Below are 22,736 nucleotides of genomic sequence, written 5' to 3'. Positions count from 1 at the left end.
GTGGGCTGGTTTCGACACGCGCCTGCGGCGCTACTCAACCAGCGGGTGACGGCGACCGGCCGTGTTACTCAGACGTGTTACTCGGCGCCGCGGCAGCGGCATCCGCCGCGGCGGTGCCGGGCCGGTTGGCGGCCACCCAGCGGTCGATGTTGCGCTGCGGGGCGACGTTGACGGCGAGGGCGCCCGGGGGCACGTCCTTGCGGATGACGGTGCCGGCCCCCGAGTACGCGCCGTCGCCGATCGTGACGGGCGCCACGAAGACGTTGTGCGATCCGGTGCGCACGTGCGACCCGACGGTCGTGCGGTGCTTGTCGACGCCGTCGTAGTTGGCGGTGATGGTGCCGGCGCCGATGTTCGACCCCTCCCCCACCTCGGTGTCGCCGATGTAAGAGAGGTGCGGCACCTTCGAGCCGCGGCCGATCTTGGCGTTCTTCGTCTCGACGAAGGTGCCGATCTTGCCGCCGCCCGCGAGCTCGGTGCCGGGGCGCAGGTAGGCGAACGGTCCGACCTCGGCGTACGCCTTCACGACCGCGAGCGTCGCATCCGTGCGCTTCACGACCGCGCCCTCGCCGATCTCGCAGTCGACGAGCGTCGTGTCGGGACCGATGGATGCGTCGCGCTCGATCGTCGTGGCGCCCGCGAGTCGCGTGTTGGGCCAGATCTCGGCGTCCTGTCCGATGGAGACGGTGAGGTCGATCCAGGTGGTCGCGGGGTCGTGGATGGTCACACCGTTGAGCTGGTGTCCGCGCACGATCATGGCGTTGAGGCGCGCGGCCTGCTCGGCGAGCTGCGAACGGTCGTTGACGCCCGCGACGCGCCAGTTCTCGGTCACGGGCACGGCCGCGACGGGGGCCGAGGTCTGCCGCAGGAGCGCCACGACATCCGTCAGGTACTTCTCGCCCTGCGCGTTGGCGCTGCCGACCTGCGGCAGCAGCTCCCGCAGTGCGGAGGCGGCGAAGACGTAGCTGCCCGAGTTGATCTCGGTGATCGCGAGCACGGTCTCGTCGGCATCCTTGTGCTCGACGATCGCGGTGACCGAGCCGTCGGCGTCGCGCACGATGCGGCCGTATCCGGTCGCGTCGTCGAGCACGGCGGAGAGGATGGTGGCGGATGCCGCTGCCGCGCGGTGCTGCTCGAGGAGCGCCCCGAGGGTGACGGCGTCGAGCAGCGGCACGTCGCCGGAGACGACGACGACGTCGCCGTCGAAGTCGGCGGGGAGCGCCTCGACGGCGAGCTCGACCGCGCGGCCCGTGCCGGGCACGTCGTCCTGGTCGACGACGATCGCGTCGTCGAGGTACTCGCGCACGGCGGCGGCGACGTCGTCGCGCTGGTGGCGCACGACGACCTCGACGTAGGCGGGCTCGAGGTGGCGCGCGGTCTGCAGCACGTGTGCGATCATCGGCAGCCCCGCGATCGGGTGCAGCACCTTGGCACGGCGCGAGCGCATCCGCGTGCCCTCCCCTGCTGCGAGGACGACGACGGCGAGGCGGGGGTCGGTCATGCCCTCATTCTGCCGCGTCGCGCCGTCGGCGGTCCCCCACGGATGCGCGAACCGACCCGGCCCCGGAAATTCACCACCCCGCCTGTGTCCCAGAATTTCGAGGGCAGGTGTCCCTGCCGCCCGGTCCGCCGGGACCGCGAGGCTCGGGGTGCGGCCGACGTCCGGTCGCCACGACTTCGTCGTGCGCACACCGCCAGGGGGGTCGGCCGTGCATCCGGTCATTCGTCGCATTTCCATCTCGTTCGCCGCGCTCGTCGCCGCGGCACTCATCACGGCCGCCGCCGCGTCGTCGCCGCTGCTCTCGATCGGCGCCGTCGCCGCCGCACCCGCAGCACCGAGCCCGTCGCCGAGCGCTCCGCCCGAGAACGACGACCCGTGGGTGACCGGATACTACGCAGGCTGGTACTGGGACCAGGGCTACGAGCCCGACGAGATCGACATGACCGCGATGACGCACTTCGTGTTCGGCCGCGTCGCCCCGGGCGGCGGGTCGCTCGACGGCGAGCCGGGCGAGGTCGTCGAGGGCGCAGGCAGCGCCCACGACCCCGACGCGTCGCCCTACCCGGGCACGACTGTCGAAGACGAGGCCATCCGTCTCGCGCACGCCGTGGGCACGAAGGCACTGCTCATGCTGGGCGGCGACGGCTTCGACGGCCGCGGTTTCGTCGCGTCCACGACGGATGCCATGCGCCCGACGTTCGTGGAGAACATCGTCGACTACATGGTCGAGCACGACTACGACGGCGTCGACATCGACTGGGAGAACTGCATCGGCGGCGAGGCGTGGGAGTGCGGCGTCGACATCAGCGTGACCGAGGCGGTGCGCCGCCTCACGGCGCTCATCACCGACATCCGCGCCGAGATGGCGACGCGTCCGCGCTACGCAGCCGACCCCGGCCTCATCACCTTCCCCGGGTACCCCATCAGCATCAACGAGATGGGCCCCGGCGGCACCGTCGCGCAGTGGCAGGTCGACGTGGCGCTGCTCGTCGACCAGTACAACCTCATGAGCTACGGCATCGGCACGACGTGGAACGGCGCCGGCTGGGACTCGTGGTTCTCGGGCGCGCTCGACGGCGAGACGGGCACGCACCCGGTGAGCATCGACTCGAGCATCGACGCCTACGTGCGCTCCGGTGTGCCGCGCGAGCGCATCGGCATGGGCATCGGCTTCTACGGCATCTACTACGGCCCGACCATCACGGGCCCGCGCCAGGACACCGAGGCGGCCGGCAACGACATCTACGAGGTCGACGACAACGCGCTCGCGTGGGAGAACCTCGTGCGCCTCGGCTACCTCGACAACGGCGTGCGTCACTTCGACGAGGAGGCGTCGTCGACCTACCGGGTGTACGGCGACGGGGGCTACGTCCCCGCGCTCGACCCCGAGCGCTACCCCGCGGGGATGCTGTCGTACGAGGACGAGGAGTCGATCGCCGCGAAGGGCGCCTACACGCGCGCCGGCGGCGCGGGCGGCACCATCCTCTGGACGCTCAACTACGGCGCCCTGCCCGACGGCTCGAACCCGCTCCTGCAGGCCGTGAAGAACGCGTTCCTCGTCGACGAGCCCGAGGACCCGGAGGCGCCGGGCGCGATCGTGAGCGTGCCCGACGAGCCGGCATCCGGCTGGTTCGACGGCCCCGTGACGGTGCGCTTCGAGGGCATCCCGCGGCAGACCGAGCTCGACCGCATGGAGATCGTGATCGACGGCGGCGAGCCGATCGTCGTCGAGGAGGGCGAGCACGAGCTCGTCATCGAGGACGACGGCCGCCACCAGATCACGCTCACCGTCTACGACGCCGACGGCCGCAGCACCACGGCGCGCGCGGGCGTGCGCATCGACGCCTCGGCCCCCGTCATCGACATCCGCACCCCGGTCGCCGCGGCTCCGGATGCGCGTGCCCTCGCGCCCGGCGAGGTCGAGCAGGGCTCGACGCTGGTCGCCGACTTCTCGTGCGCCGACCCGCACTCGGGCGTCGCCGCCTGCACGGGCACCGTCGCGGACGGCGTGCGACTCCCCACCTCGACGCTCGGCGAGCACGAGTTCACGGTGACGGCGCGCAACGGCGCCGGGCTCGAGTCGACGACGACCGTCACCTACCGTGTCGTCGCTGCCGCGGCCGTGGACCCCGTGCTCGCCGCGACGGGTGCGGCCTGGATCGTGCCCGCCGCTGCTTCGACGCTCCTTGCGGCGGCGGGCACCCTTCTGCTCCTGATGCGGCGGAGGGCGGTGCGGTCCCGCTGACGCGCAGGACGAGCCCTCACCTGTCTCGGGGGCTCCCGGCCGGCGCCACCGGCAGTCATCAGTGCGGCGCCGGCCGGTTCCGCGCGCTGATCAGCTGACGCGCCAGAGCTGCGCACCGTAGGCGTCGAGGTCGCGCCCCTCGCCGCCGTTCGCGAGCAGCAGCTCGGCTCCCGCGGGCGGGGCCGCGGTGCGCACCGGTCGATCCGTGAGGTTGAGCACGACGAGGCACTCCTCGCCGTCGAGCACCCGGCGGTACCGCCACTGGTCGCGCGGGCTGCGCTCGGTGACGGTGTCGCCGTAGATCAGCGCGCGGCTGCCGCGGCGCAGCGCGATGAGGCTCCGGTGCCACTCGAGCACGGATGCCGCGTCTCCCCCCTGGTCGGCCACGTTGATCGTGAGGTCGCCGTCGCCCTCGATCCAGGGCGTGCCGGTCGTGAAGCCGCCCGCCGCATCCCACGCCATGGGCACACGCGTGTGGTCGCGGGAGCCCGCGAGCACGCGCGCGAACACGGCATCCGCGTCCATGCCGGATGCGGTGAGCTCGGCCGCGAGGTTGATGCTCTCGACGTCGCGCAGCTGGTCGAGCGAGGTGAACGCCTGGTTCACCATGCCGATCTCCTGCCCCTGGTAGAGGAACGGGGTGCCGCGCAGCGTGAACTGGATGGTCGCGAGCAGCTTCGCGATCGCGACCGCGTGCTCGGGCCGCGGGTCGACCTTCGACACGAAGCGCGGGTTGTCGTGGTTGTCGAAGAAGAGGCTCATCCAGTAGCCCGTGCCGTACTCGGCCTGCCAGCGCGTGTAGTAGCGCTTGAGGAACCGCAGGTCGTAGCGGTAGTCGTCGAAGCGGTTCCTGCCCGGCGTCTCGAGGTGCTCGAAGTTGAACACCATGTCGAGCTCGCGGCGGTCGTCGCCCACCATAAGCTTGCCCATCTGCGGCCCGATGCCGGGCGTCTCGCCGATCGCGACGCAGTCGGGGTCGTCGAAGGCCTCGGCGCGCAGCTGCCGCAGGTGGTGGTGCAGACGCGGGCCGTGGAAGTAGTGCTCCATACCCGTCCAGCCGATGAGGTCTCCGATGAGCCGGTTGCCGTCGGGCAGCCCGGGTGTCTTCGAGATGTAGTTGATGACGTCGAGGCGGAAGCCGTCGACGCCGCGGTCGCGCCACCAGCGCACCATCTCGACGATCTCGGCGCGCATCCGCTCGTTCTCCCAGTTCAGGTCCATCTGCTTGGACGAGAACAGGTGCAGCCCCCAGAGCCCCGCCTCGGGGAACCAGCGCCAGGCCGAGCCCGAGAAGAACGAGCGCCAGTTGTTGGGCGGCGTTCCGGGGTCGCCCTCGCGCAGGAAGTAGTAGTCGCGGTAGGGCGACGCGGGGTCGCGCAGCGCCTCCTGGAACCACGGATGCTCGTCGGAGGTGTGGTTGACAACGAGGTCCATGACGAGCCGCATGCCGCGCTCGTGCAGCCCGGCCACGAGCGCGTCGAAGTCGTCGAGGGTTCCGAACTCGGCGAGGATCGCGCGGTAGTCGCGGATGTCGTAGCCCATGTCGTCCATGGGCGAGTCGTAGATGGGCGAGAGCCAGAGGGCGTCGACCCCGAGGCCCTTCAGGTAGTCGAGGCGGGAGAGGATGCCGCGCAGGTCGCCGATGCCGTCGCCGTCGGAGTCCTGGAACGACCGCGGGTACACCTGGTAGAAAACGGCCTCCTTGAACCACGCCTCGCGCAGCGGCCCGCCGTTCGGTGCGGGCACGTCGGGCACGGTCGCCAGGAGCGCGACGAGGGCGTCGACGAACGCGTCGTCGATGCGACCGCCCGTGAGCTTCGGAAGGGCCGAGAGCCGCACCGAGCCGACGAACGGGTTGTCGATCCACTTCGGCGAGCGCCCCACCTGCAGGGCGAGGCTCTCGACGACGTCGCGGCCGAGCGGATGCGCGTACAGCTCGCGCACGCGGCTGCGGCGCGTCAGCTCATGCGCCGGCATGCTCGTCCGCCGCCTCGGCCTCCGTCTCCGGCTCGACGACCCCGGCGGCCGCGGCCTTGCGCACCCGCAGCTCCTCGACGATCGCCTCGTAGCGGCTCTCGTCGAGCCTGTAGAACATCCGGTAGACGACGTAGCTGAGCGCGATCAGGAGCGCCGGCACGACGAACATCACGACGCGCACGAGCAGCTGCCCGTCGTCGGTGATGGCGGTGTCGCCGGCGTCCTTGATGCCCGAGGCGATGACCGCCCAGCCCGTGACGCCCGTCGCGACCGCTGAGCTCAGCTTGTAGATGAACGGCTGCAGCGAGAGCGTGACGCCGTCGTTGCGGCGGCCGAGCTTGTGCTCGCCGTACTCCACGGTGTCGGCGATGAACATGAGCATGTGCACCTGGATCATCGCCTGCGCCGCGAACACGAGCACGCCGGAGACGATGATCATGGCGAGGCCGCTCGGCGGCGTGAAGAAGAACAGGGCGTAGCCGACGACGACGGCCACGAGCGTGATCGTGAACAGCATCCGCCGCGACATCCGGCGGGCGACCGCCGGGTAGACCACGAGCGCGGTGAGCTGCGAGACGCCGAGCACGAGGGTGAAGACCGAGTACATGTCCTCGTCGCCGTAGACGTACTTGAAGTAGTAGATGCCGAAGTTCGTGGTGACCGCGAACGCGACGTTGAACAGCACGAACGCGACGGCGACGGCGAGCAGCTGGTCGTTGCGGAAGATGACCGAGATGAGCTCGCGGAAGCGGGTGTGCGGCTGGCCAGAGAGGGTGCGGTCCTCGCGCGTGAGCAGCAGCATGGCGCCCTGGAGGGCGATCGTGAGCACGACGACGCCGAGCGCGACGACGAAGAACGACCAGCGGATGTCGCCGATCGCCTCCGCGATCGCGCTCGAGACGGGCACGATCGCGACGACCATGCCGAAGGTTCCGATCGAGGCGCAGATGCGTGCGAACGCGCCGATGCGCTCGCGCTCGGACTGCTCCTGGGTGAGCGCGGGCAGCATCGACCAGTAGCCGATGTCGTTCGCGGCGAAGGCGACGCTCCAGGCCAGGTACACGGCGGTGAAGACGACGACGAATGCGGCGTCGTCGAGCGCGAAGGGCGTGAAGAGCAGCAGCATGAGCACGCCGGCGATCACGACGCCGACGAGGATCCACGGCTTGAACTTGCCCCACCGCGTGCGGGTGTTGTCGACGAGCACCCCCACGAACGGGTCGATGACGGCGTCGAAGACGCGCACGGCGACGAGCGCGACGGTGACGCTCGCGAACACGGGCGTCGACACCGCGAGGATGTCCGATAGGTAGAACAGCAGGAACATGCTGATGAGCGTGTAGCCCGCGTCGCGGCCGATCGTGCCGATACCGAATCCGAATCGGTTGCGCAGGGTCTGCGCCCGGGCAGCTCGGGTGCTGCCGGTGGTGGTGCTCACGTGGCGTCCTCTCGTACGACGGTGTACAGGGTGGATCCGAAGTCGCCGAGCATGCGCACGGCGGGGTTGTGGCCGGTGCCGCTGAACTGCATCTCGAGCTTGATGCCGGCGGCGAGCAGCTCGCCCGTTCCGTGGTAGCTCTCGACGCCGTCGGGCAGGCTGCGGCGCTTGCTCACGACGTTCATGACGAGGCCGTTGGGGTCGAGCCGCACGGGGCTCACGTGGTTGACGAGCGCCCCGAGGCGGTCGAGCATGATGCGCTGCGGCTTGGCGTCGACGCGGTACACGGCATCCGGATGCAGCCCCGCGATGGGCAGGATGTCGCGCTCGGGCGCCGCGCGCACGCCGCGCTGGAAGTTGCCGACGATCGCCGCATCTCCCTCCCCGATCTGCCACATGACGCGTTCACGACGCCCGCTCGGGATGCGACGGAAGCGCCCGAACTGCAGCAGCTCGCGATGCTGCTTGTAGAACGCGATCTGCTCGGTGATCTCGCGCTTCTCCTCGGGCGTGAGGAAGTCGAGGTCGTACTCGTAGCCGAGGCATCCGAATGCGGCGACGTTGAAACGCGTCGAGAGCGGGGTGTCGCGCAGGGTCTGCTGGTGCGGCGACGCCGACACGTGGGCGCTGACGACGCTCTGCGGGTAGAGGTACGACATGCCCTGCTGGATGTCGAGGCGCTCGATCGGGTCGGTGTCGTCCGAGGTCCAGATCATGGCCGCCCAGCGCAGCATCCCGAGGTCGAAGCGGTTGCCGCCCGAGGAGCACATCTCGAGCAGCACGTGCGGGCGCGGCCCGAAGATGCGCTCGAGCACCTCGTACAGGCCGAGCTGGAACGCGTGCGCGGTCATGCCGGGGTGCGCGACGTGCGGCGAGTAGGCGTCGGCCATGTGGCGGTTCATGTCCCACTTGACGTAGCTGAAGCCGTTGTCGTCGATGAGCGCGCCGACCTGCTCGACGATGTAGTCGCGCACGGCGGGGTTGCACAGGTCGAGCAGCTGCTGGTGGCGGCCCTCGCGCGCGGCTTTCCCGGGGATGCGCAGGGCCCAGTCGGGGTGTGCCCGGTACAGCTCGCTGTCTTCCGACACCATCTCGGGCTCGACCCAGATGCCTGTGCGCATGCCGAGCTTCGCGACCCGGTCGACGAGCGCCTTCATGCCGGCCGGGAACTTCTTCGCATCGACGGTGTAGTCGCCGAGCGCGCGCGTGTCGTCCGCGCGGCCGGCGAACCATCCGTCGTCGATCACGAAGAGCTCGACGCCGAGCTTCGCCGCCTGGCGCGCGTACGCGGTGAGGCGCTTCTCGTCGATCTCGAAGAACGCCGCCTCCCACGAGTTGTAGACGACGGGCCGCGGCACCCCGCGCTGCGCGGCGGGCGTGATGTGGCCGTTCACGAAGCGGTGCATCCGATCGGAGAGGCCGTTGAGGCCCTCGTCCGAGAACGCGAGCACCGCCTCCGGGGTCTCGAACGCCTCGCCGGGCGCGAGCGGCCAGCGGAACGCCTGCGGCTGGATGCCCGCCATGACCCGCACCGAGCCGTGCTGGTCGCGTTCGAACGAGGTCGCGTGGTTGCCCGAGTACACGAGGTTGAAGCCGTAGGCCCAGCCGCGCTCCTCGTCGGCGTCGGAGGCGAAGAGCAGCGTGCCGGGGTTGTGCCGCGCGCTGCTCGCCCCGGTCGTGCTGCCCGTCGAGAAGACGCCGGATGTGACGGGCCGGTCGTGCGCGTGGGCCTCGTGGATCCATCCGCCGTCGAAGGTGCGGATCGTGTAGCCGCGGTCGGGCAGGTCGAGCTGGAGGCTCGCGAGCTTCGCGAGCTCGGCCGTGCCCTCGCCCGTGTTGCGCAGCACCGCGCGCCGGGTGATGACGTCGACGTCGGGGAACACCGTGTAGAGCAGGGCGAGCTCGAGCCCGGCACGCTCGTCGGCGAGCGTCACCTCGAGGGTCTGGACGCCCTCGCCGCCGTCGGCGATCGGCAGGCCGGCGGATGCGACGGTGCCGTCGAGCAGGCGGTGGTCGCGGTACACGAAGTCGGTGTCGGCGCCGTGGGTCGTGAACACCTCGACGGGCGACATCCGGTAGTCGCCCTGGCCGATTCCGGAGTACTCGAGCGGGATCGCGTCGAGTCCGTACTCCATCTCGCCCGGCGCGTAGACGACGGTCGCGCCGAACTCGACCGTGCGCTTCACGCGGAGTGCCGACGGATCCTGGGGCGGCAGGAGCGGACCGTAGTGGAGGTGCTCGAGGTGCCCGTGCTCGGTGAGCGCGAACCAGTAGGAGGTGGTGCGGGTCTGCAGGAAGAAGACGCCGTCGCGGACCTCGATCACACCAACCCCCGGTATGCCGGCGCTCGCAACGTTGCGAGGACTTCGGGTCGCCGACGGGGCGAGTCTATCGGCGGCGCGAGAGGCGCATCCGCCTGTCCCCCCACACGGGGGAGGACGCGCGATAGCCTGGGCCAATGGACCACGCGGCGAGGCGAGGGACGGATGCGGGCTCCGCCGGGCGGGACGGCGACACCCGCTTCTTCGGACAGCCGTGGGCCCTCGCGCACGTGTTCGGCGTCGAGATGTGGGAGCGGTTCAGCTTCTACGGCATGCAGGGCATCCTGCTCATCTACATGTACTACTCGGTCGCCGACGGCGGCCTCGGCATCGACGAGACCGTGGCGACGGGCATCGTCGGCGCGTACGGCGGCACCGTGTACCTGTGCGCGATCCTCGGCGCGTGGCTCGCCGACCGCGTGCTCGGCTCGGAGCGCGTGCTGTTCTTCAGCGCGATCGTCATCATGTGCGGGCACATCGCGCTCGCCCTGCTGCCGAGCGTGTGGGGCCTCGGCGTGGGCCTCGTGCTCGTCGCGGTCGGCTCGGGGGGCCTGAAAGCCAACGCGACCGCGGTCGTCGGCACCCTCTACGCGCGCGACGACGACCGTCGCGATGCGGGCTTCTCGCTCTTCTACCTCGGCATCAACCTCGGCGCGTTCCTCGGCCCGCTCATCACGGGCCTGCTGCAGAGCTCGATCGGCTTCCACTGGGGCTTCGGCGCCGCGGCCGTCGGCATGGCGCTCGGCCTCGTGCAGTACTCGATCGGCCGCCGCGGCCTGCCCGACTCGTCGCGCACGGTCGCCAACCCGCTCCCCCGCACGCGCGTCGGGCTCGTCGCGGGCATCGCGGTCGCGGGGCTCGTGGCGCTCCTCGCCCTCGTGCTGCTCGGCGTCATCCGCGCCGACAACCTCGCGGCCGTCGTCATCATCGTCGTCGCCGCGGCGGCGATCGCGTACTTCGTCGTCATCATCGCGTCGCGCAACATCTCCGCCGACGAGCGCTCGCGCGTCATCGCGTTCATCCCGCTCTTCATCGTCAACGTCGGGTTCTGGTCGCTCTACCAGCAGCAGTTCACGGTGCTCACGATCTACTCCGACCAGCGGCTCGACCGCGAGATCCTCGGCTGGGAGATGCCCGTCTCGTGGGTCAACTCGATCAATCCGATCTTCGTGATCGTGCTGTCGGGCGTCTTCGCCGCGATCTGGACCCGGATGGGGCGGCGCCAGCCGCCAGCGCCCGTCAAGTTCGCGCTCGGCGCGATCATCATGGGCGGCGCGTTCCTGCTGTTCCTGCCGTTCGCGAACGGACCCGAGAACTCGACGCCCCTGCTCGCGATCGTCGGCATCCTGCTCGTCTTCACGATCGCCGAGCTCTTCATCTCGCCGCCCGGCCTCTCGGTCACGACGAAGCTCGCACCCGAGCGATTCCACACGCAGATGGTCGCGCTGTACTTCCTCTCTGTCTCGCTCGGCACCTCGCTCGCCGGGTGGCTCGCCGGGTTCTACGACCCGCACGACGAGGTGCCGTACTTCCTCGTGCTGGGGCTCATCGCGGCCGCCCTCGGTGCCGCGCTGTGGCTCGGCGCGAAGCCCGTGCTCGCGCTCATGCGCGGGGTGCGGTAGCGGATGGCGTCGCGGGCGGGCGCGCTCGCGTGGCGCGCGGAGCGCCAGTTCCTCGGTGAGACGCGCGCGGCATCCGCTCTCGAGGTGGTCACGCGACTGCAGGCGGTGCCCGCGTGGCTCGGCGACGCCGACCTCGCGGTGCGTCTGCGCCTCGCTGCCGACGAGCCCGGCGAATCCGGCGCGCTCGCGCAGGCCGTCGCGGCAGGCGAGGTCGTGAAGGTCTACGCCCACCGCGGTTCGACCCAGTACCTCACGCCCGCCGGGGCGGCCGCCGCGCTCACGGTGCGCGCCGCCGGTCGGCAGTGGGCGCGCACGAGCTGGGTCGAGTTCTACGGAGTGCAGGCGGATGCGTGGCCCGCGCTGCGCGAGGAGGTGCGGGCCGCTGTGGCACCCGGCGCCCTCACCCGCGCCGAGCTCGCGGCCGCGATCTCGGCGTCCGCGCGTTTCGGCCACGTCGGCCACGCGTTCGTCGACAGCCGCGACACCTTCCTCAAGCCCTTCATGTGGCAGGGCGATCTGCGGTTCGGGCCCGACCGCGACGGCGACGCGACGCTCGCATCCTTCGACGGCGTGCCCGGCTGGACGGGCGTCGCCGAGCTCGACGACGCGGGCCCCGCGGTCATCGAGGGTTACCTCGCGGCATACGGTCCGGCGACGGAGGCCAACCTCGCGTACTGGCTCGGCGATGGGCTGAGCGCCGGGCGCAAGCGGATCGCGAGCTGGCTCTCGGCGCTGCGCGCGAGCGGGCGGGTCGTCGAACTCCACGTCGACGGAACCCCGGCATTCGCGCTCGACGCGGATGCGGATGCGATCGAGAGCGCGTCGGGCTCCCCTGCGCTGTGTCTCGTGCCGGGCTACGACCAGTGGGTGCTCGGCCCGGGTACGGCGGATCCTCACGTGATCGCGCCCGAGCGGCGCGCACTCGCGACCCGCGGGGCCGCACTCGTCCTCGAGGGCGGTCGCGTGCGCGGCATCTGGCGCCGTGCGGGCTCCGACGTCGAGGTGTCGTGGTTCGCCGAGCACGCACCGCCCGCTCGCGAGGCGCTCGAGCGCGCGGCGCGCGGGAGAGTCGCGGGTGCGGACGCCGAGGTGCGCCTGACCGAGGCGGTCCCCCGATGAGCGAGCCCGTCGCTTCTCCGGCATCCGGCCCCCTCGCGCGGCGCCTGACGTTCATCGACGCCGTCGTCATCGGCCTCGGGTCGATGATCGGCGCGGGCGTCTTCGCCGCATTCGCCCCGGCCGCGGCTGCCGCGGGCAGCTGGCTGCTCGCGGGGCTCGTCGTCGCGGGCTTCGTCGCGTTCTGCAACGCGACGTCGTCGGCGCAGCTCGCGGCGCAGTACCCGACCTCGGGCGGCACCTACGTGTACGGACGCGAGCGACTCGGGCCGTGGCCTGGCTTCCTCGCGGGGTGGTCGTTCGTCGTCGGCAAGACGGCGAGCGCGGCCGCGATGGCGCTCACCTTCGCCGCCTACGCTGTTCCGGATGCGTGGGCCAAGCCCGTCGCGATCGCCGCGGTCGTCATGCTCACGGTCGTCAACACGCTCGGCGTGACGCGCACGGCGCTCGTCACGCGCGTGCTCGTCGTCGTCGCGCTCGTCGCGCTCGCGGTCGCCGTGACGATCGGGTTCTCGCACCCGGCGCCCGCGGCGGCGTCGCCGGGGGCGCCGGGGGCGGAGGTCACGCCCTACGGCGTGCTCCAGTCGGCGGGGCTGCTGTTCTTCGCGTTCGCGGGCTACGCGCGCATCGCGACGATGGGCGAGGAGGTGCGCGACCCCGCCCGCACGATCCCTCGCGCGATCGTCGCGGCGCTCGGGATCGTGCTCGTCGTGTACGCCCTCGTCGCCCTCTCGGCGCTCGGCGCGCTCGGACCGGCGGGACTCGCCGCATCCGCCGCTCCCCTCGCCGACGTCGCCGCGACGAGCGGTGCGGCCTGGCCGGGCGTCGTCGTCGCGGTGGGTGCGGCGGCGGCCGCCCTCGGAGCGCTCATCGCGATCATCGCGGGCATCGGCCGCACCTCCCTCGCCATGGCCCGCACGCGCGACCTGCCGGGCTGGTTCGCGGCCGTGCATCCGCGCTTCCAGGTGCCGCACCGCGCCGAGCTCGCCGTCGGCCTCGTCGTGTGCACGATCGTGGCCGTGAGCGACCTGCGCGGCGCGATCGGCTTCTCGAGCTTCGGCGTGCTGCTCTACTACCTCGTGGCGAACGCGTCGGCCCTCACCCAGGACGCGGCACACCGCCGCTACCCGCGCGCGCTCGCCGTGCTCGGGGCTGTCGGATGCGTCGTGCTCGTCGCGACGCTGCCCCCGGTCTCGATCGCAGTGGGCGTCACGGTGCTGGCCGTCGGCGTCGCGTACCGCGCCGTGCGGCTGCGGGTGGGTCGGTAGCGCGGGGGTTTCGATACGCCCGCTACGCGGGCTACTCAACCAGCGGGGTACGCGGCTGACGATCAGCGCCGCCGCCACGTGACGAGCAGGTGCAGGAGCGGCACGACGGATGCCGCCATGAGCACCCACGCGATCACGTCGTCGCCGCCGCGGCGCAGCAGCACGCCCGAGAAGAGGAGCGCCGCGAACACGATCGCCGAGATGAGGCGCCGCAGGGTCGCCTCGATCGAGGAGATGCGGCGCTCGACGCCGGGCGCGCGGATCGCGAGCTGCCCGCGGTCGATGCGCGTCGCGAGCTGGTCGAGGCGCTGCGGGAGGCGCGCGACGGTCGTGGCGTAGCCCAGTGCCTGCTGGCCGATCGCGCGGAGGTCTCGGTTCGAGCCAAGCAGCACGGTGCGGGCGAAGGGGTCGACCGCGTCCCACATGTTGAAGCGCGGGTTGAGCGCGCTCGTCACGCCCGAGACGAGCGAGATCGTGCGGATGAGCAGCAGGAAGTCCTCGGGCAGCTGGAAGGGCAGCGTGCGCACGGTGTCGCCGAACTGGCGCGCGAACGCCTCGAGGTCGCGCGGGTCGACGGCCCGCAGCTCGGCGACGCCCATGCCGCCGAAGCGGTCGAAAGAGGCCGACATGGCGCGCTCGAGCTCCTCGGTGTCGGCCCCCGGCAGCAGCACGCCGAGCCGCTCGAGCGACGCGACGAGCGCGCGGCCGTCACGCGCGACGACGGCGAGGATGAAGTCCCGCAGTCCCGCGCGCAGCCGGTCGTCGATCTCGCCCATCATCCCGAAGTCGACGAAGGTGAGCCGCCATCCCGTCGCACCGCCGGCATCCGGCGTCACGAAGATGTTGCCCGGATGCGGGTCGGCGTGGAAGAAGCCGGCCACGAAGATCTGCTGGAAGGTCGCGCGCGCGAGCTCGTCGGCCACGGCATCCGGTGCGATGCCCGCCGCCCGGAGCGCGGCGACGTCGGTGATCTTGATCGCGGTGACGTCGGCGAGGGTCAGCACGCGCAGGGTCGTGCGGTCCCACACGACCTCGGGCGCGGTCACGCGCTCGTCGCCCTCGAAGTCGGCGCGGAACCGCTCGGCGTTCGACGCCTCGTGCAGGTAGTCGATCTCGGCGAGGCTCGTGGCCGCGAACTCCTCGACGAGCGCCGGCACGTCGACGCGCGTCGACACCATCCGCACGCGCGACAGGATGCGGGCCACCCGACGCAGCGCCGAGAGGTCGACCGCGACGATCTCGGCGATGCCCGGCCGCTGCACCTTCACGACCACCTGCTCGAACCCCACATCGGATGCGATCGCGGGCGACAGCCGCGCACGGTGCGCCTGCCCGAGGGATGCGGCGGCGATCGGCTGCGGATCGAACCACCGGTAGGCCTCGGCGAGCGGCAGCCCGAGCTCGGCCTCCGCGAGCGCCCGGATGCCGGCGAAGTCCGCGGGCGCCACCTCGTCTTGCAGACCCTCGAGCTCGCGCGTGACCTCGGGCGGCAGCACGTCGAGGCGCGACGACATGAACTGCCCGACCTTGATCATGAGGCCGCCCAGGTCGACGGCGAGGTCGTGGAAGCGCCGCGCGAACCGCCGCATCCGCTCGGGGCGGCTCTTCACCGAGACCCGGCGCAGGCCGATGCGCGGCAGCACGAGCTCGAACCACCACTCGCGCACGAGCGTGCGGGTCGCGAGGCGCATGATGCGTCGATAGCGCCCGCGCAGCTGGCGCTCGTCGGGCCGCCCCGTGCCCGTGGGCGCGGGCGCGGCGGCCGCCTGCGGCATCCGGTCAGTCCTCGGCGAGGATCGCGTAGAGCTTGCGGCGCGCCTCGTCGAGGATCGCGACGGCGCGCTCCGCCTGCTCGGGCGTGCCGCTCTGCGCGACCACGGCGGCCGCCTGCGCGAGCTTCGCGCCCGCCTTCGGCAGGGCCGCGTGGCGCGAGACGCGCTCGTGCATCGATTCGCCGGATGCGGCATCCGGCTCCACGGCGGCCTCGGCCGCCGCGCGCCCGGTCTCGGTGAGGCTGAACACCTTGCGCTCACCCTCCTGCACCGAGACCACGAGCTGCTCATCGACGAGCTGCTGCAGCATCGGGTACACCTCGCCGGGGCCGGGGCGCCATCCCGTGCGCTCCTCGATCGCCTGGATCACGCCGTAACCGTGCAGCGGCTCACCGCGCAGCGAGACGAGCACGGCCGTGCGCACGTCGGGCGGCGTGCGCCACCCGCCGGCCGACGCGAGCGTCTCGCGGAGGCCATCGACGGCCTCCCACAGGTCGAATCCGTGTGAAGCCGGTGAGCGCATGGGGGGTCCTCTCGACGGTGGGCCTCACGATACGCCCCGCTCCGCCGGATGTGCAGGGACTTTCAGCCCTGCGGCGGCCGCAACGCCCGTGCGAGCAGCAGCGCCACGACCGGCACGACGAGGCACAGCAGCACGGCGACGCGCAGGCCCGTCACCTCGGAGATCGCGCCGACGAGGAGCGGCGATGCGAGCATCCCGACGCGCATGAGGGTCGCGGCGATCGCGAGTCCCGTGCCGCGCCCGAGGCCCGGCGCGCGCTCGGCGGCCGCCATCGCGAGCGGGATCATGGGCGCGACACCGAGCCCCACGAGCGCGAAGCCGACGATGACCGCGGCCTGCGCGGGGACGGCACCGACCGCGAGCACCCCGAGGAACGCGGATGCCGCCCCGAGCCGCACGGTCGCGACCGGCCCGAAGCGGTCGACGAGCGGGTCGGCGACGAAACGGCCGAGGGTGAGCGCCGCCATGAGCGCGACGAACGGGAACGCGGAGTCGGCGATGTCGGCGCCCGCCTCCTGCACGAGGAAGACACCGCCCCACGTCGAGCCGAGGTCCTCGAGGAACGCACCGATGACGGCGACGCCGCACGCGGCGAGCAGCACCGCGCTCAGCAGCCGCGAGCGCCCGGATGTCGCAGGCGTCGTCTCGTGCACGACGGGCTCCGGCAGGCCGAGGGTCGTCAGCGCGACGAGGCTCCCGACGACGATCGCGCCGCCGACCACCGCGAACTGCACGCTCGCGGGCACCGCGAGCTGCAGCGCGCCGAGCCCGACGAGCCCGCCCGCGATCGCGCCCGCGCTCCACGCGCCGTGCAGGCCGACGATGATCGAGCGGCCCATGAGCCGCTGCACGTCGAGGCCGTGCGCGTTGTTGCCGACGTCGCCCGTGGCATCCGCGAACCCGATCACGAAGAGGGCCGCCGCGAGCAGCACGGGGTGCCCGACGAAGCCGACACCCACGAGCAACAGGCCGAGCGTCGCCGAGGAGCCGACCGCGACGGAGATCGCCCCGAGGCGCGCGACCATGCGGCCGGCGACCATGCTGCCGAAGATCGAACCCACGGGACCGCACGCGACGATGAGACCGAACGTGAGCTCGCCGAGCCCGAAGGTCTCCTTGAGCTCGGGGTAGCGGGTGGCGATCGAGGCGAAGACGATGGCGTTGGCGACGAAGAGCGCGGCGACGCCCCACCGGGCCGCGGACACTCGACGCACCGAGGTCGGGTGGGTCACCCGTCCAGGCTATCCGCGCCGCGCACGTCGAAATTCCTGTCGGAAAGTTATGGACGACGAGGAATGCATAGTCGTACACTGACCCCAACGCGAAGATCACGAAACGGTAACGGTAACTGAACACCGCCACTACCGCAGCGGACCGAGCCTGATGGCTCCCTAACGAAGGACCCGAGATCGCATCACGCGCACTCTGAGCAGAGACACCTCCGGCGGTAGGGAGGTGTCTCCGATAAGGAGTTGCTGTGGACGCCTGGACGATCATCACGGTCGGACTCATCGCTTTCGGAGTCGTCGTCGCTGGATTGGTCACCGTCGCGGCTGTGAACATTCTGGTCCGCAACGGTCGCTCGCTCGAAGAGCTGGAGCATGTCGGCAGCCTCTTCATCAGGCTCGTCAACGGGCTCCTTCCGCTGAAGCGCAAGTCGCGAACTCTCCCGGATGAGCGTGGTTCGCCGGTGATCGTCAACGCGATCCCCAGCGTCGTCGTGATCGCCCCCGCCTCTGGACCGGTGGGTTCGCTGAAGACACTGAGGAAGAAGATCAAAAAGGTGAAGCGCCAGCTGAGGACGCTGAACGCGAGCCCTCATTCCACTCCCGTCCGCATCGACGGCGAACCTGCCGAGTTCGCCGATGACCGAACGCAGCCAATACCTCTCGAGCTGCTGCCCGTCCGCTATCTCCGCGACAAGCTCATCGAGTCCAGCAAGGCCAGTGACCTCCCCCTGACGCTCCGCTACTGCGAGTTGCATCCGACGTGCGTCGCGGGGATTCACCTCCCCAACGGGGCTGCCTGTGCGGATTCGCCTCGCGCAGAAGTCCCCCCGCTGACCTAACCGCACCCCCGCACCGTCAGCGCCGCGCAAACTCCGGCGCGCGCTCCGGTCGCCGCCCCACCGCGAGCAGCCGCGCCGGCACGACCCGCAGCGCGGGGATGCGGTCGAGCAGCCAGACGACCGGCCCCGGGAACTCGAGCCCCTCGCTCCTCGTGACGGTGCGTCCGAGCACGCGGTGCATGCCGCGCTGCAGGCGCTGCGTGAAGATCGCGGCGGATGCGCGCCGCTTCTGCACGGCGGCGAGGTCGCGCTCGGTGAGGGTGCCGTCGAGCAGCGGCTGCGCGAGCATCGTCGCCGCGGCGACGCCGTCCTGCACCGCGAGGTTCACGCCGACGCCGCCTGCGGGCGACATCGCGTGGGCTGCGTCGCCGATGCAGAGGAAGCCGTCGAGGTGCCACGACGAGGCGATGCGGTTGAGCTTGACGTCGAGGAACTTCACGTCGTCCCACTCGAGCCGGGGCGCAGCGGCCGCCACGGGCGGGATGGCTTTCGCGACCGCGGCGCGCAGACCGGCGATGCTCTCGGAGCGGAGGGTCGCATCCGCGCCCTTCGGGATGAGGCAGCCGACCTGCACGTAGCCCGCGCGCGGGATCGCGAGGAAGAGGCGACCGTCGGCGGAGGTCGGCAGCACGGACTCCTCGACGGGGCCCTCGGCGTCGAGCCGGAACCACCACAGGTCGAACGGCACGGTGAAATCGGTGACCTCGATGCCCGCCTGCTCGCGCGCCCGCGACCAGCGCCCGTCGGCCGCGATCGTGAGGTCGGCGAGCAGCTCACGCTCCCCCTCGGGCGTGCGGTAGCGCACACCGGTCACGCGCCGGCCGTCGCGCAGCAGCTCGGTGAACTCCGCGCTCATGAGCAGACGGAACGCGGGCTCGCGCTCGCCCGCCGACGCGAGGATGTTCAGGAAGTCCCACTGCGGAGCGAGCGTGATGTAGGGGTACTTCATCTTGAGCCGCCCGAGCTCGGCGATCGCGATGCGCCGGCCGTCCTCGCTGCGGGCCACGAGCTGGCGGATCTTCGCGTGCGGGATCGCGTTGAACGCGTCGATGAGCCCGAGCTCGTCGAGCAGCTCGAGCGTCGTCGGGTGCACGGTGTCGCCGCGGAAGTCGCGCAGGAAGTCGCCGTGCTTCTCGAGCACCGTCACCTCGACCCCCGCGCGCGCGAGGATGAGCCCCGCCATCATGCCCGCGGGGCCGCCCCCGACGATGACGCACGTGGTCCGTTCGGTCATGGGGTCATGATGCCGCAGCGGATGGGCGGATGCGGGGAGGTCGCAGCGCGCATCAGCTCGCCGCCAGCGAGTCCTCGAGATACGGGCGCAGCGCATCCCACCCGCCGTCCCCCGCCGCGGCGCGCTGCCGCTCGGCACCCGTACCCTCCTCGAGCACGCGCTGCAGCCCGCGCTCGATGACGGCGAGGTCGTCGGCCGACGAGTCGAGCGCGCCCAGGAGCGCCTCGATCGCCGCACCGACCGAAGCGAGGCCTTCGCCGCCGGGCACCGCGACTCCCTGCGACAAACCGAAGCGCGCGGCGTGCCAGATGGCCGCGTCGACGAGCTCCGGATCGTAGGCGGGCACGGCATCCGGGTCGCGGATCGCGGCCGACACAAGCCCGCGCGCGATGAGCGCCGTGAGCAGGGCGTCGTCTGCGGTCAGCTGGGCGTCGACGACCCGCAGCTCGACCGTCGGGTAGCGGGATGAGAGGCGCACGTCCCACGCGACCGTCGCCTCGTCGCGCGTGCCGCCGATTCCGACGAGGGCGTTCGAGCGTGCGGCGTACTCCTCGGCGTCCGCGACGGCGGGCGGGCATCCGCCTGTCGTCCAGCGGCGCAGCAGCACGGTGCGCCAGCTCGCGAAGCCCGAGTCGGCGGCGCTCCACCACGGCGAGTTGCCGCTGATCGTCTTGAACAGCGGCAGCCACGCGGCGACCATGCGCAGCCCCCGCACGCCGGCATCCGGTTCGGGCACGCCGACGTGCACATGCACGGCGGCCACCTGGTGCTCGTCGATGAGCGTCGCGTGGCGCTCGGCGAGCTCGGCGTAGCGGGCGCCGGGCGAGAGGGTCGGATGCTGCTCGGCGCGGTAGGGCGTGCCCATCCCCGCGGCCACGGCCCCCACCGCGGCGGATGCGGCGGCGAGCCCCGCGCGGAACTCGAGCAGCTGCTCCCGGGCGTCGGCGGCCGTCTCGCAGATGCCGGTCGCATGCTCGATCTGGCTCGCGAGGAACTCGCTCTTCGAGCGCTCGCGCGCGGATGCGGGGAGCGCCTCCAGCACGGCCGCCGCGAGCGGCACGTTGCGCCCGTCGGCGGGGTCGAGCAGGAAGAACTCCTCCTCGACGCCGAACCGCGGGTAGCGGCTCGCGGCCTCGGTGCCGGGTGTGCTCGCTCTCGACAAGGTGCCCCCTCGCGTTTGCGCCACCCTAACGCGGCGTGCGCGGGTCGCACCCGACGGATGCGGTGGCTTGCGCGCGCGGTCGCGCCCGCGAGCGACCCCGTAGCAACAACAGGCCGGATCCACTCCAGCGGCACCATGCCGGTGCATCGGCGGGCATCGAGCCTGTCGACGCGTCGCGCATCCCGCGATCCGGCGGCGACTCTCACTCGCCCCCGACGACCGCGCTGCGCCGCTCCAGGAGGAGCGTGTCGCGCCACCGACCCGCCTCGGGGCCGTAGCGCATCCTGGCGATGCGCTCACGACGACCGAGGATGCGGAATCCGCACCGCTCGTGGAGGGCGAGACTCCCCGTGTTCTCGGGGAAGATCGACGACTGCACGGTCCAGATGTCGAGGGCGTCGGCGGATCGGAGCAACTGCTCGAGGAGGGCGCGACCCACTCCCCCGCCCCGCGCATCCGAGCTCACGTAGACCGAATGCTCGACGACGCCCCGGTAGGCGTCGCGCGCGGAGACCCGCGAGGCGGCCGTCCAGCCGACGATGCGGTCGTCGAGTGCCGCCACCCACGAGAGGCCCGGCACGCGAGTCGAGAGGAAGGCGTCACGCTCCGGCGGCGCGGACTCGAAGGTGGCATGGCCGGTGGCGATGCCCTCGGCGTAGATGCGCTCCACCTCGGGCCAGTCGTCACGGCGCAGCTCGCGGAGCTCTACGGTCAACGCGCCGCCTCGAGGTCGAGCTCCGCGATCAGCTGCTCGACGCGACGCCGGATCTCGTCGCGGATGGGGCGCACGGCCTCGATGCCCTGGCCGGCGGGGTCGTCGAGCTCCCAGTCCTCGTAGCGCTTGCCGGGGAACACCGGACAGGTGTCGCCGCAGCCCATCGTGACCACGACATCCGACTCCCTCACGGCGTCGACCGTCAGCACCTTCGGCACGTTGCCGGCGATGTCGATGCCCTCCTCCGCCATCGCCTCGACGGCGACGGTGTTGATGCGATCTTTGGGCTCGGATCCCGCAGAGAGCACCTCGACGCGGTCGCCCGCGAGCGCCCGCAGGTAGCCGGCGGCCATCTGCGACCGGCCGGCGTTGTGCACGCACACGAAGAGCACGGTGGGCGTGTGGGTCACGAGCAGCAGCTTCCGCCGACGGCGCCCGTACTGCACGACCCGACAGACGCATCCGTGCTGAACGAGCCCGCCGCGAGGTCGGTGCTGCACACGCCCGTCGCAGGCAGCACGAGCTCGACGCGCGTGGCCGCCTCCACGTCGCCGGCGAGCCACGAGACGATCGAGCGCACCTGCTCGTAACCGGTGGCCAGCAGGAACGTCGGCGCGCGTCCGTAGCTCTTCATGCCCGTGATGAAGAAGTTCGGCTCCGGATGCCGCAGCTCGGCCACACCGTGGGGCGAGACGGTGCCGCACGAGTGCACGTTCGGGTCGATCATGGGCGCGAGCAGGCGCGGCGCCTCGACGATCTCGTCGAGGTCGAGGCGGACCTCGCGCAGCATCCCGAGGTCGGGACGGAACCCGGTCGCGTTGACCACGACATCCGCCTCCACCGTCTCGAGCTCGTCGCCGCGGCGCCCCGTGACGAGCACGCGCTCGCCATCGCGGGCGAGCGAGACGATCTCGAAGCGGTCGAGCTTCGCGATCACGCCGCTCTCGACGTGCGCCTCGAGCGCACCCCCGAGCGATGCGCGCGCCGACAGCTCATCATCCGCCGAGGAGCTGACCCGCACAGCGCTCGCGTTGCGGATGGCCCACGTCACTCGGGTGCCCGGCTCGAGCTCGGCCAGCCGCGCGAGCGCGAGCAGGGTGTTGGCGGCGGAGTGGCCGGCGCCGACGACAAGCGTGTGGTGGCCGGCGAAGCGCGCGCGGTCGCGGCCCAGCACATCCGGCAGCGCGTGCGTGACGCGGTCGCGCACCTCGTCGAGCCCGAGCGGGTCAAGCCCCGACGACGCGAGCGGGTTCGGCGTCGCGTAGGTGCCGGATGCGTCGATCACGGCACGCGCGGCGACATCCGCGATCCGGCCCTCGGTTCGCGTGCGGAGCAGGAACGGCATGTGCTCCCGGCCGGTCGAGCGAGTGCGGTCCATGCCCTCGCGCGACACCGAGACGACCTCGGTGCCGTACCGGATGCGCGGGCCGATCTCGGCGAGCGCGGCCAGCGGGGCGAGGTAGTCGGAGATGAGCTCGGCGCCGGTCGGCAGCGCGTCGGCGGGCGGTGCCTGCCATCCGGTTTCGCGCAGCAGCCGCTCGGCGGCGGGGTCGACGAGCAGCGACCACGGAGAGAACAGCCGCGTGTGACCCCACGACGCGATCGACGAGGCGACGGTGTCACCCTTCTCGTAGACGACGAAGTCGATGCCGCGCTCGACGAGGTGGGCCGCCGCCGCAAGACCGATGGGCCCGGCGCCGATGATCGCGACCGGCAGCCCTTCCAGGCGCGCGCCCGTATGCACGGGGAGTTCGAGGTCGGTGAGGGTCATGGT

At 71.8% G+C, this 22,736-nt stretch carries 17 protein-coding genes; 5 read left to right on the top strand and 12 right to left on the bottom strand.

The features are described 5' to 3' along the window. Positions 1–64: 64 nt before the first annotated feature. On the bottom strand, positions 65–1,501 hold the full coding sequence (gene glmU / locus H4J02_RS03625; protein WP_187675756.1) for a bifunctional UDP-N-acetylglucosamine diphosphorylase/glucosamine-1-phosphate N-acetyltransferase GlmU: 1,437 nt from the start codon (positions 1,499–1,501) through the stop codon (positions 65–67). Positions 1,502–1,649: 148 nt separating this feature from the next. Between glmU and H4J02_RS03620 the strand changes: the two genes are divergently transcribed. Beyond that, a complete protein-coding gene (locus H4J02_RS03620; RefSeq protein ID WP_187675755.1) occupies positions 1,650–3,746 on the top strand; it encodes a glycoside hydrolase family 18 protein in 2,097 nt (698 codons plus the stop codon). A 90-nt stretch (positions 3,747–3,836) separates the two neighbouring features. On the opposite strand, the gene H4J02_RS03615 is transcribed toward H4J02_RS03620, so the two are convergent. The 3 genes from H4J02_RS03615 to H4J02_RS03605 are packed head-to-tail and all read right to left on the bottom strand — an operon-like array spanning position 3,837 to position 9,485. Beyond that, entirely contained in the window at positions 3,837–5,723 is a 1,887-nt protein-coding gene (locus tag H4J02_RS03615; protein ID WP_187675754.1) for an alpha-glucosidase, read from the bottom strand. Continuing rightward, positions 5,710–7,161: a glycoside-pentoside-hexuronide (GPH):cation symporter gene (locus tag H4J02_RS03610; protein WP_187675753.1), complete on the bottom strand. Its 1,452-nt coding sequence runs from the start codon at positions 7,159–7,161 to the stop codon at positions 5,710–5,712. The genes H4J02_RS03615 and H4J02_RS03610 overlap by 14 nt, the downstream gene beginning before the upstream one ends. Then, entirely contained in the window at positions 7,158–9,485 is a 2,328-nt protein-coding gene (locus tag H4J02_RS03605) for an alpha-galactosidase (protein WP_187675752.1), read from the bottom strand. Before H4J02_RS03605 ends, H4J02_RS03610 begins: the two co-directional genes overlap by 4 nt. 134 nt (positions 9,486–9,619) lie before the next feature. On the opposite strand from H4J02_RS03605, the gene H4J02_RS03600 reads away from it, so the two are divergent. Genes H4J02_RS03600 through H4J02_RS03590 form a run of 3 tightly spaced genes read left to right on the top strand, consistent with a single transcriptional unit; the run spans position 9,620 to position 13,488 of the window. Beyond that, complete coding sequence (locus H4J02_RS03600; protein WP_187675751.1) at positions 9,620–11,104, top strand: peptide MFS transporter; 1,485 nt, start codon at positions 9,620–9,622, stop codon at positions 11,102–11,104. Between the two features lie 3 nt (positions 11,105–11,107). Continuing rightward, a complete protein-coding gene (locus H4J02_RS03595) occupies positions 11,108–12,223 on the top strand; it encodes a DNA glycosylase AlkZ-like family protein (RefSeq protein ID WP_187675750.1) in 1,116 nt (371 codons plus the stop codon). Then, a complete protein-coding gene (locus tag H4J02_RS03590; RefSeq protein ID WP_187675749.1) occupies positions 12,220–13,488 on the top strand; it encodes an APC family permease in 1,269 nt (422 codons plus the stop codon). The genes H4J02_RS03595 and H4J02_RS03590 overlap by 4 nt, the downstream gene beginning before the upstream one ends. A 62-nt stretch (positions 13,489–13,550) precedes the next feature. On the opposite strand, the gene H4J02_RS03585 is transcribed toward H4J02_RS03590, so the two are convergent. From H4J02_RS03585 to H4J02_RS03575, 3 genes are all read right to left on the bottom strand, one after another. After that, positions 13,551–15,263 (bottom strand): AarF/ABC1/UbiB kinase family protein, encoded by a 1,713-nt coding sequence (locus H4J02_RS03585; protein ID WP_187675748.1) that lies wholly within the window; start codon positions 15,261–15,263, stop codon positions 13,551–13,553. 4 nt (positions 15,264–15,267) lie between these two features. After that, entirely contained in the window at positions 15,268–15,783 is a 516-nt protein-coding gene (locus H4J02_RS03580) for a PadR family transcriptional regulator (protein ID WP_187675747.1), read from the bottom strand. Between the two features lie 62 nt (positions 15,784–15,845). Next, positions 15,846–17,015 carry an MFS transporter gene (locus H4J02_RS03575; RefSeq protein ID WP_187675746.1) on the bottom strand — a complete coding sequence of 390 codons (1,170 nt, stop codon included), beginning with the start codon at positions 17,013–17,015 and terminating at the stop codon, positions 15,846–15,848. Between the two features lie 245 nt (positions 17,016–17,260). On the opposite strand from H4J02_RS03575, the gene H4J02_RS03570 reads away from it, so the two are divergent. Further along, positions 17,261–17,851: a hypothetical protein gene (locus tag H4J02_RS03570; RefSeq protein WP_187675745.1), complete on the top strand. Its 591-nt coding sequence runs from the start codon at positions 17,261–17,263 to the stop codon at positions 17,849–17,851. Between the two features lie 16 nt (positions 17,852–17,867). Here H4J02_RS03570 and H4J02_RS03565 read toward each other — a convergent pair whose 3' ends face one another. From H4J02_RS03565 to H4J02_RS03550, 5 genes are all read right to left on the bottom strand, one after another. Then, a complete protein-coding gene (locus H4J02_RS03565) occupies positions 17,868–19,085 on the bottom strand; it encodes an FAD-dependent oxidoreductase (protein WP_187675744.1) in 1,218 nt (405 codons plus the stop codon). Positions 19,086–19,137: 52 nt separating this feature from the next. Beyond that, the gene (locus tag H4J02_RS03560; RefSeq protein WP_187675743.1) at positions 19,138–20,247 is read right to left on the bottom strand and encodes a YbdK family carboxylate-amine ligase; all 1,110 of its coding nucleotides are present in this window, start codon (positions 20,245–20,247) and stop codon (positions 19,138–19,140) included. A gap of 202 nt (positions 20,248–20,449) precedes the next feature. Next, complete coding sequence (locus H4J02_RS13995; RefSeq protein ID WP_262406200.1) at positions 20,450–20,962, bottom strand: GNAT family N-acetyltransferase; 513 nt, start codon at positions 20,960–20,962, stop codon at positions 20,450–20,452. Beyond that, positions 20,959–21,372 (bottom strand): arsenate reductase ArsC, encoded by a 414-nt coding sequence (locus H4J02_RS13990; RefSeq protein WP_262406199.1) that lies wholly within the window; start codon positions 21,370–21,372, stop codon positions 20,959–20,961. Before H4J02_RS13990 ends, H4J02_RS13995 begins: the two co-directional genes overlap by 4 nt. After that, positions 21,369–22,733 carry an FAD-dependent oxidoreductase gene (locus H4J02_RS03550; protein ID WP_187675742.1) on the bottom strand — a complete coding sequence of 455 codons (1,365 nt, stop codon included), beginning with the start codon at positions 22,731–22,733 and terminating at the stop codon, positions 21,369–21,371. Before H4J02_RS03550 ends, H4J02_RS13990 begins: the two co-directional genes overlap by 4 nt. Positions 22,734–22,736: the final 3 nt, after the last annotated feature.

The organism is Protaetiibacter sp. SSC-01 (assembly GCF_014483895.1).
In the GTDB taxonomy this organism is placed as follows: domain Bacteria; phylum Actinomycetota; class Actinomycetes; order Actinomycetales; family Microbacteriaceae; genus Homoserinibacter.
The sequence above is the reverse complement of the archived record's forward strand: the minus strand, read 5'-3'. Positions and strand labels throughout refer to the sequence as shown.

What these genes read in the sequence shown, in the direction of transcription:
- glmU (WP_187675756.1), bottom strand. Translation starts at nt 1,501, where the DNA reads ATGACCGACCCCCGCCTCGCCGTCGTCGTCCTCGCAGCAGGGGAGGGC.
- H4J02_RS03585 (WP_187675748.1), bottom strand. Translation starts at nt 15,263, where the DNA reads ATGCCGCAGGCGGCCGCCGCGCCCGCGCCCACGGGCACGGGGCGGCCC.
- H4J02_RS03595 (WP_187675750.1), top strand. Translation starts at nt 11,108, where the DNA reads ATGGCGTCGCGGGCGGGCGCGCTCGCGTGGCGCGCGGAGCGCCAGTTC.
- H4J02_RS03600 (WP_187675751.1), top strand. Translation starts at nt 9,620, where the DNA reads ATGGACCACGCGGCGAGGCGAGGGACGGATGCGGGCTCCGCCGGGCGG.
- H4J02_RS03590 (WP_187675749.1), top strand. Translation starts at nt 12,220, where the DNA reads ATGAGCGAGCCCGTCGCTTCTCCGGCATCCGGCCCCCTCGCGCGGCGC.
- H4J02_RS03615 (WP_187675754.1), bottom strand. Translation starts at nt 5,723, where the DNA reads ATGCCGGCGCATGAGCTGACGCGCCGCAGCCGCGTGCGCGAGCTGTAC.
- H4J02_RS03580 (WP_187675747.1), bottom strand. Translation starts at nt 15,783, where the DNA reads ATGCGCTCACCGGCTTCACACGGATTCGACCTGTGGGAGGCCGTCGAT.
- H4J02_RS03550 (WP_187675742.1), bottom strand. Translation starts at nt 22,733, where the DNA reads ATGACCCTCACCGACCTCGAACTCCCCGTGCATACGGGCGCGCGCCTG.
- H4J02_RS03565 (WP_187675744.1), bottom strand. Translation starts at nt 19,085, where the DNA reads ATGACCGAACGGACCACGTGCGTCATCGTCGGGGGCGGCCCCGCGGGC.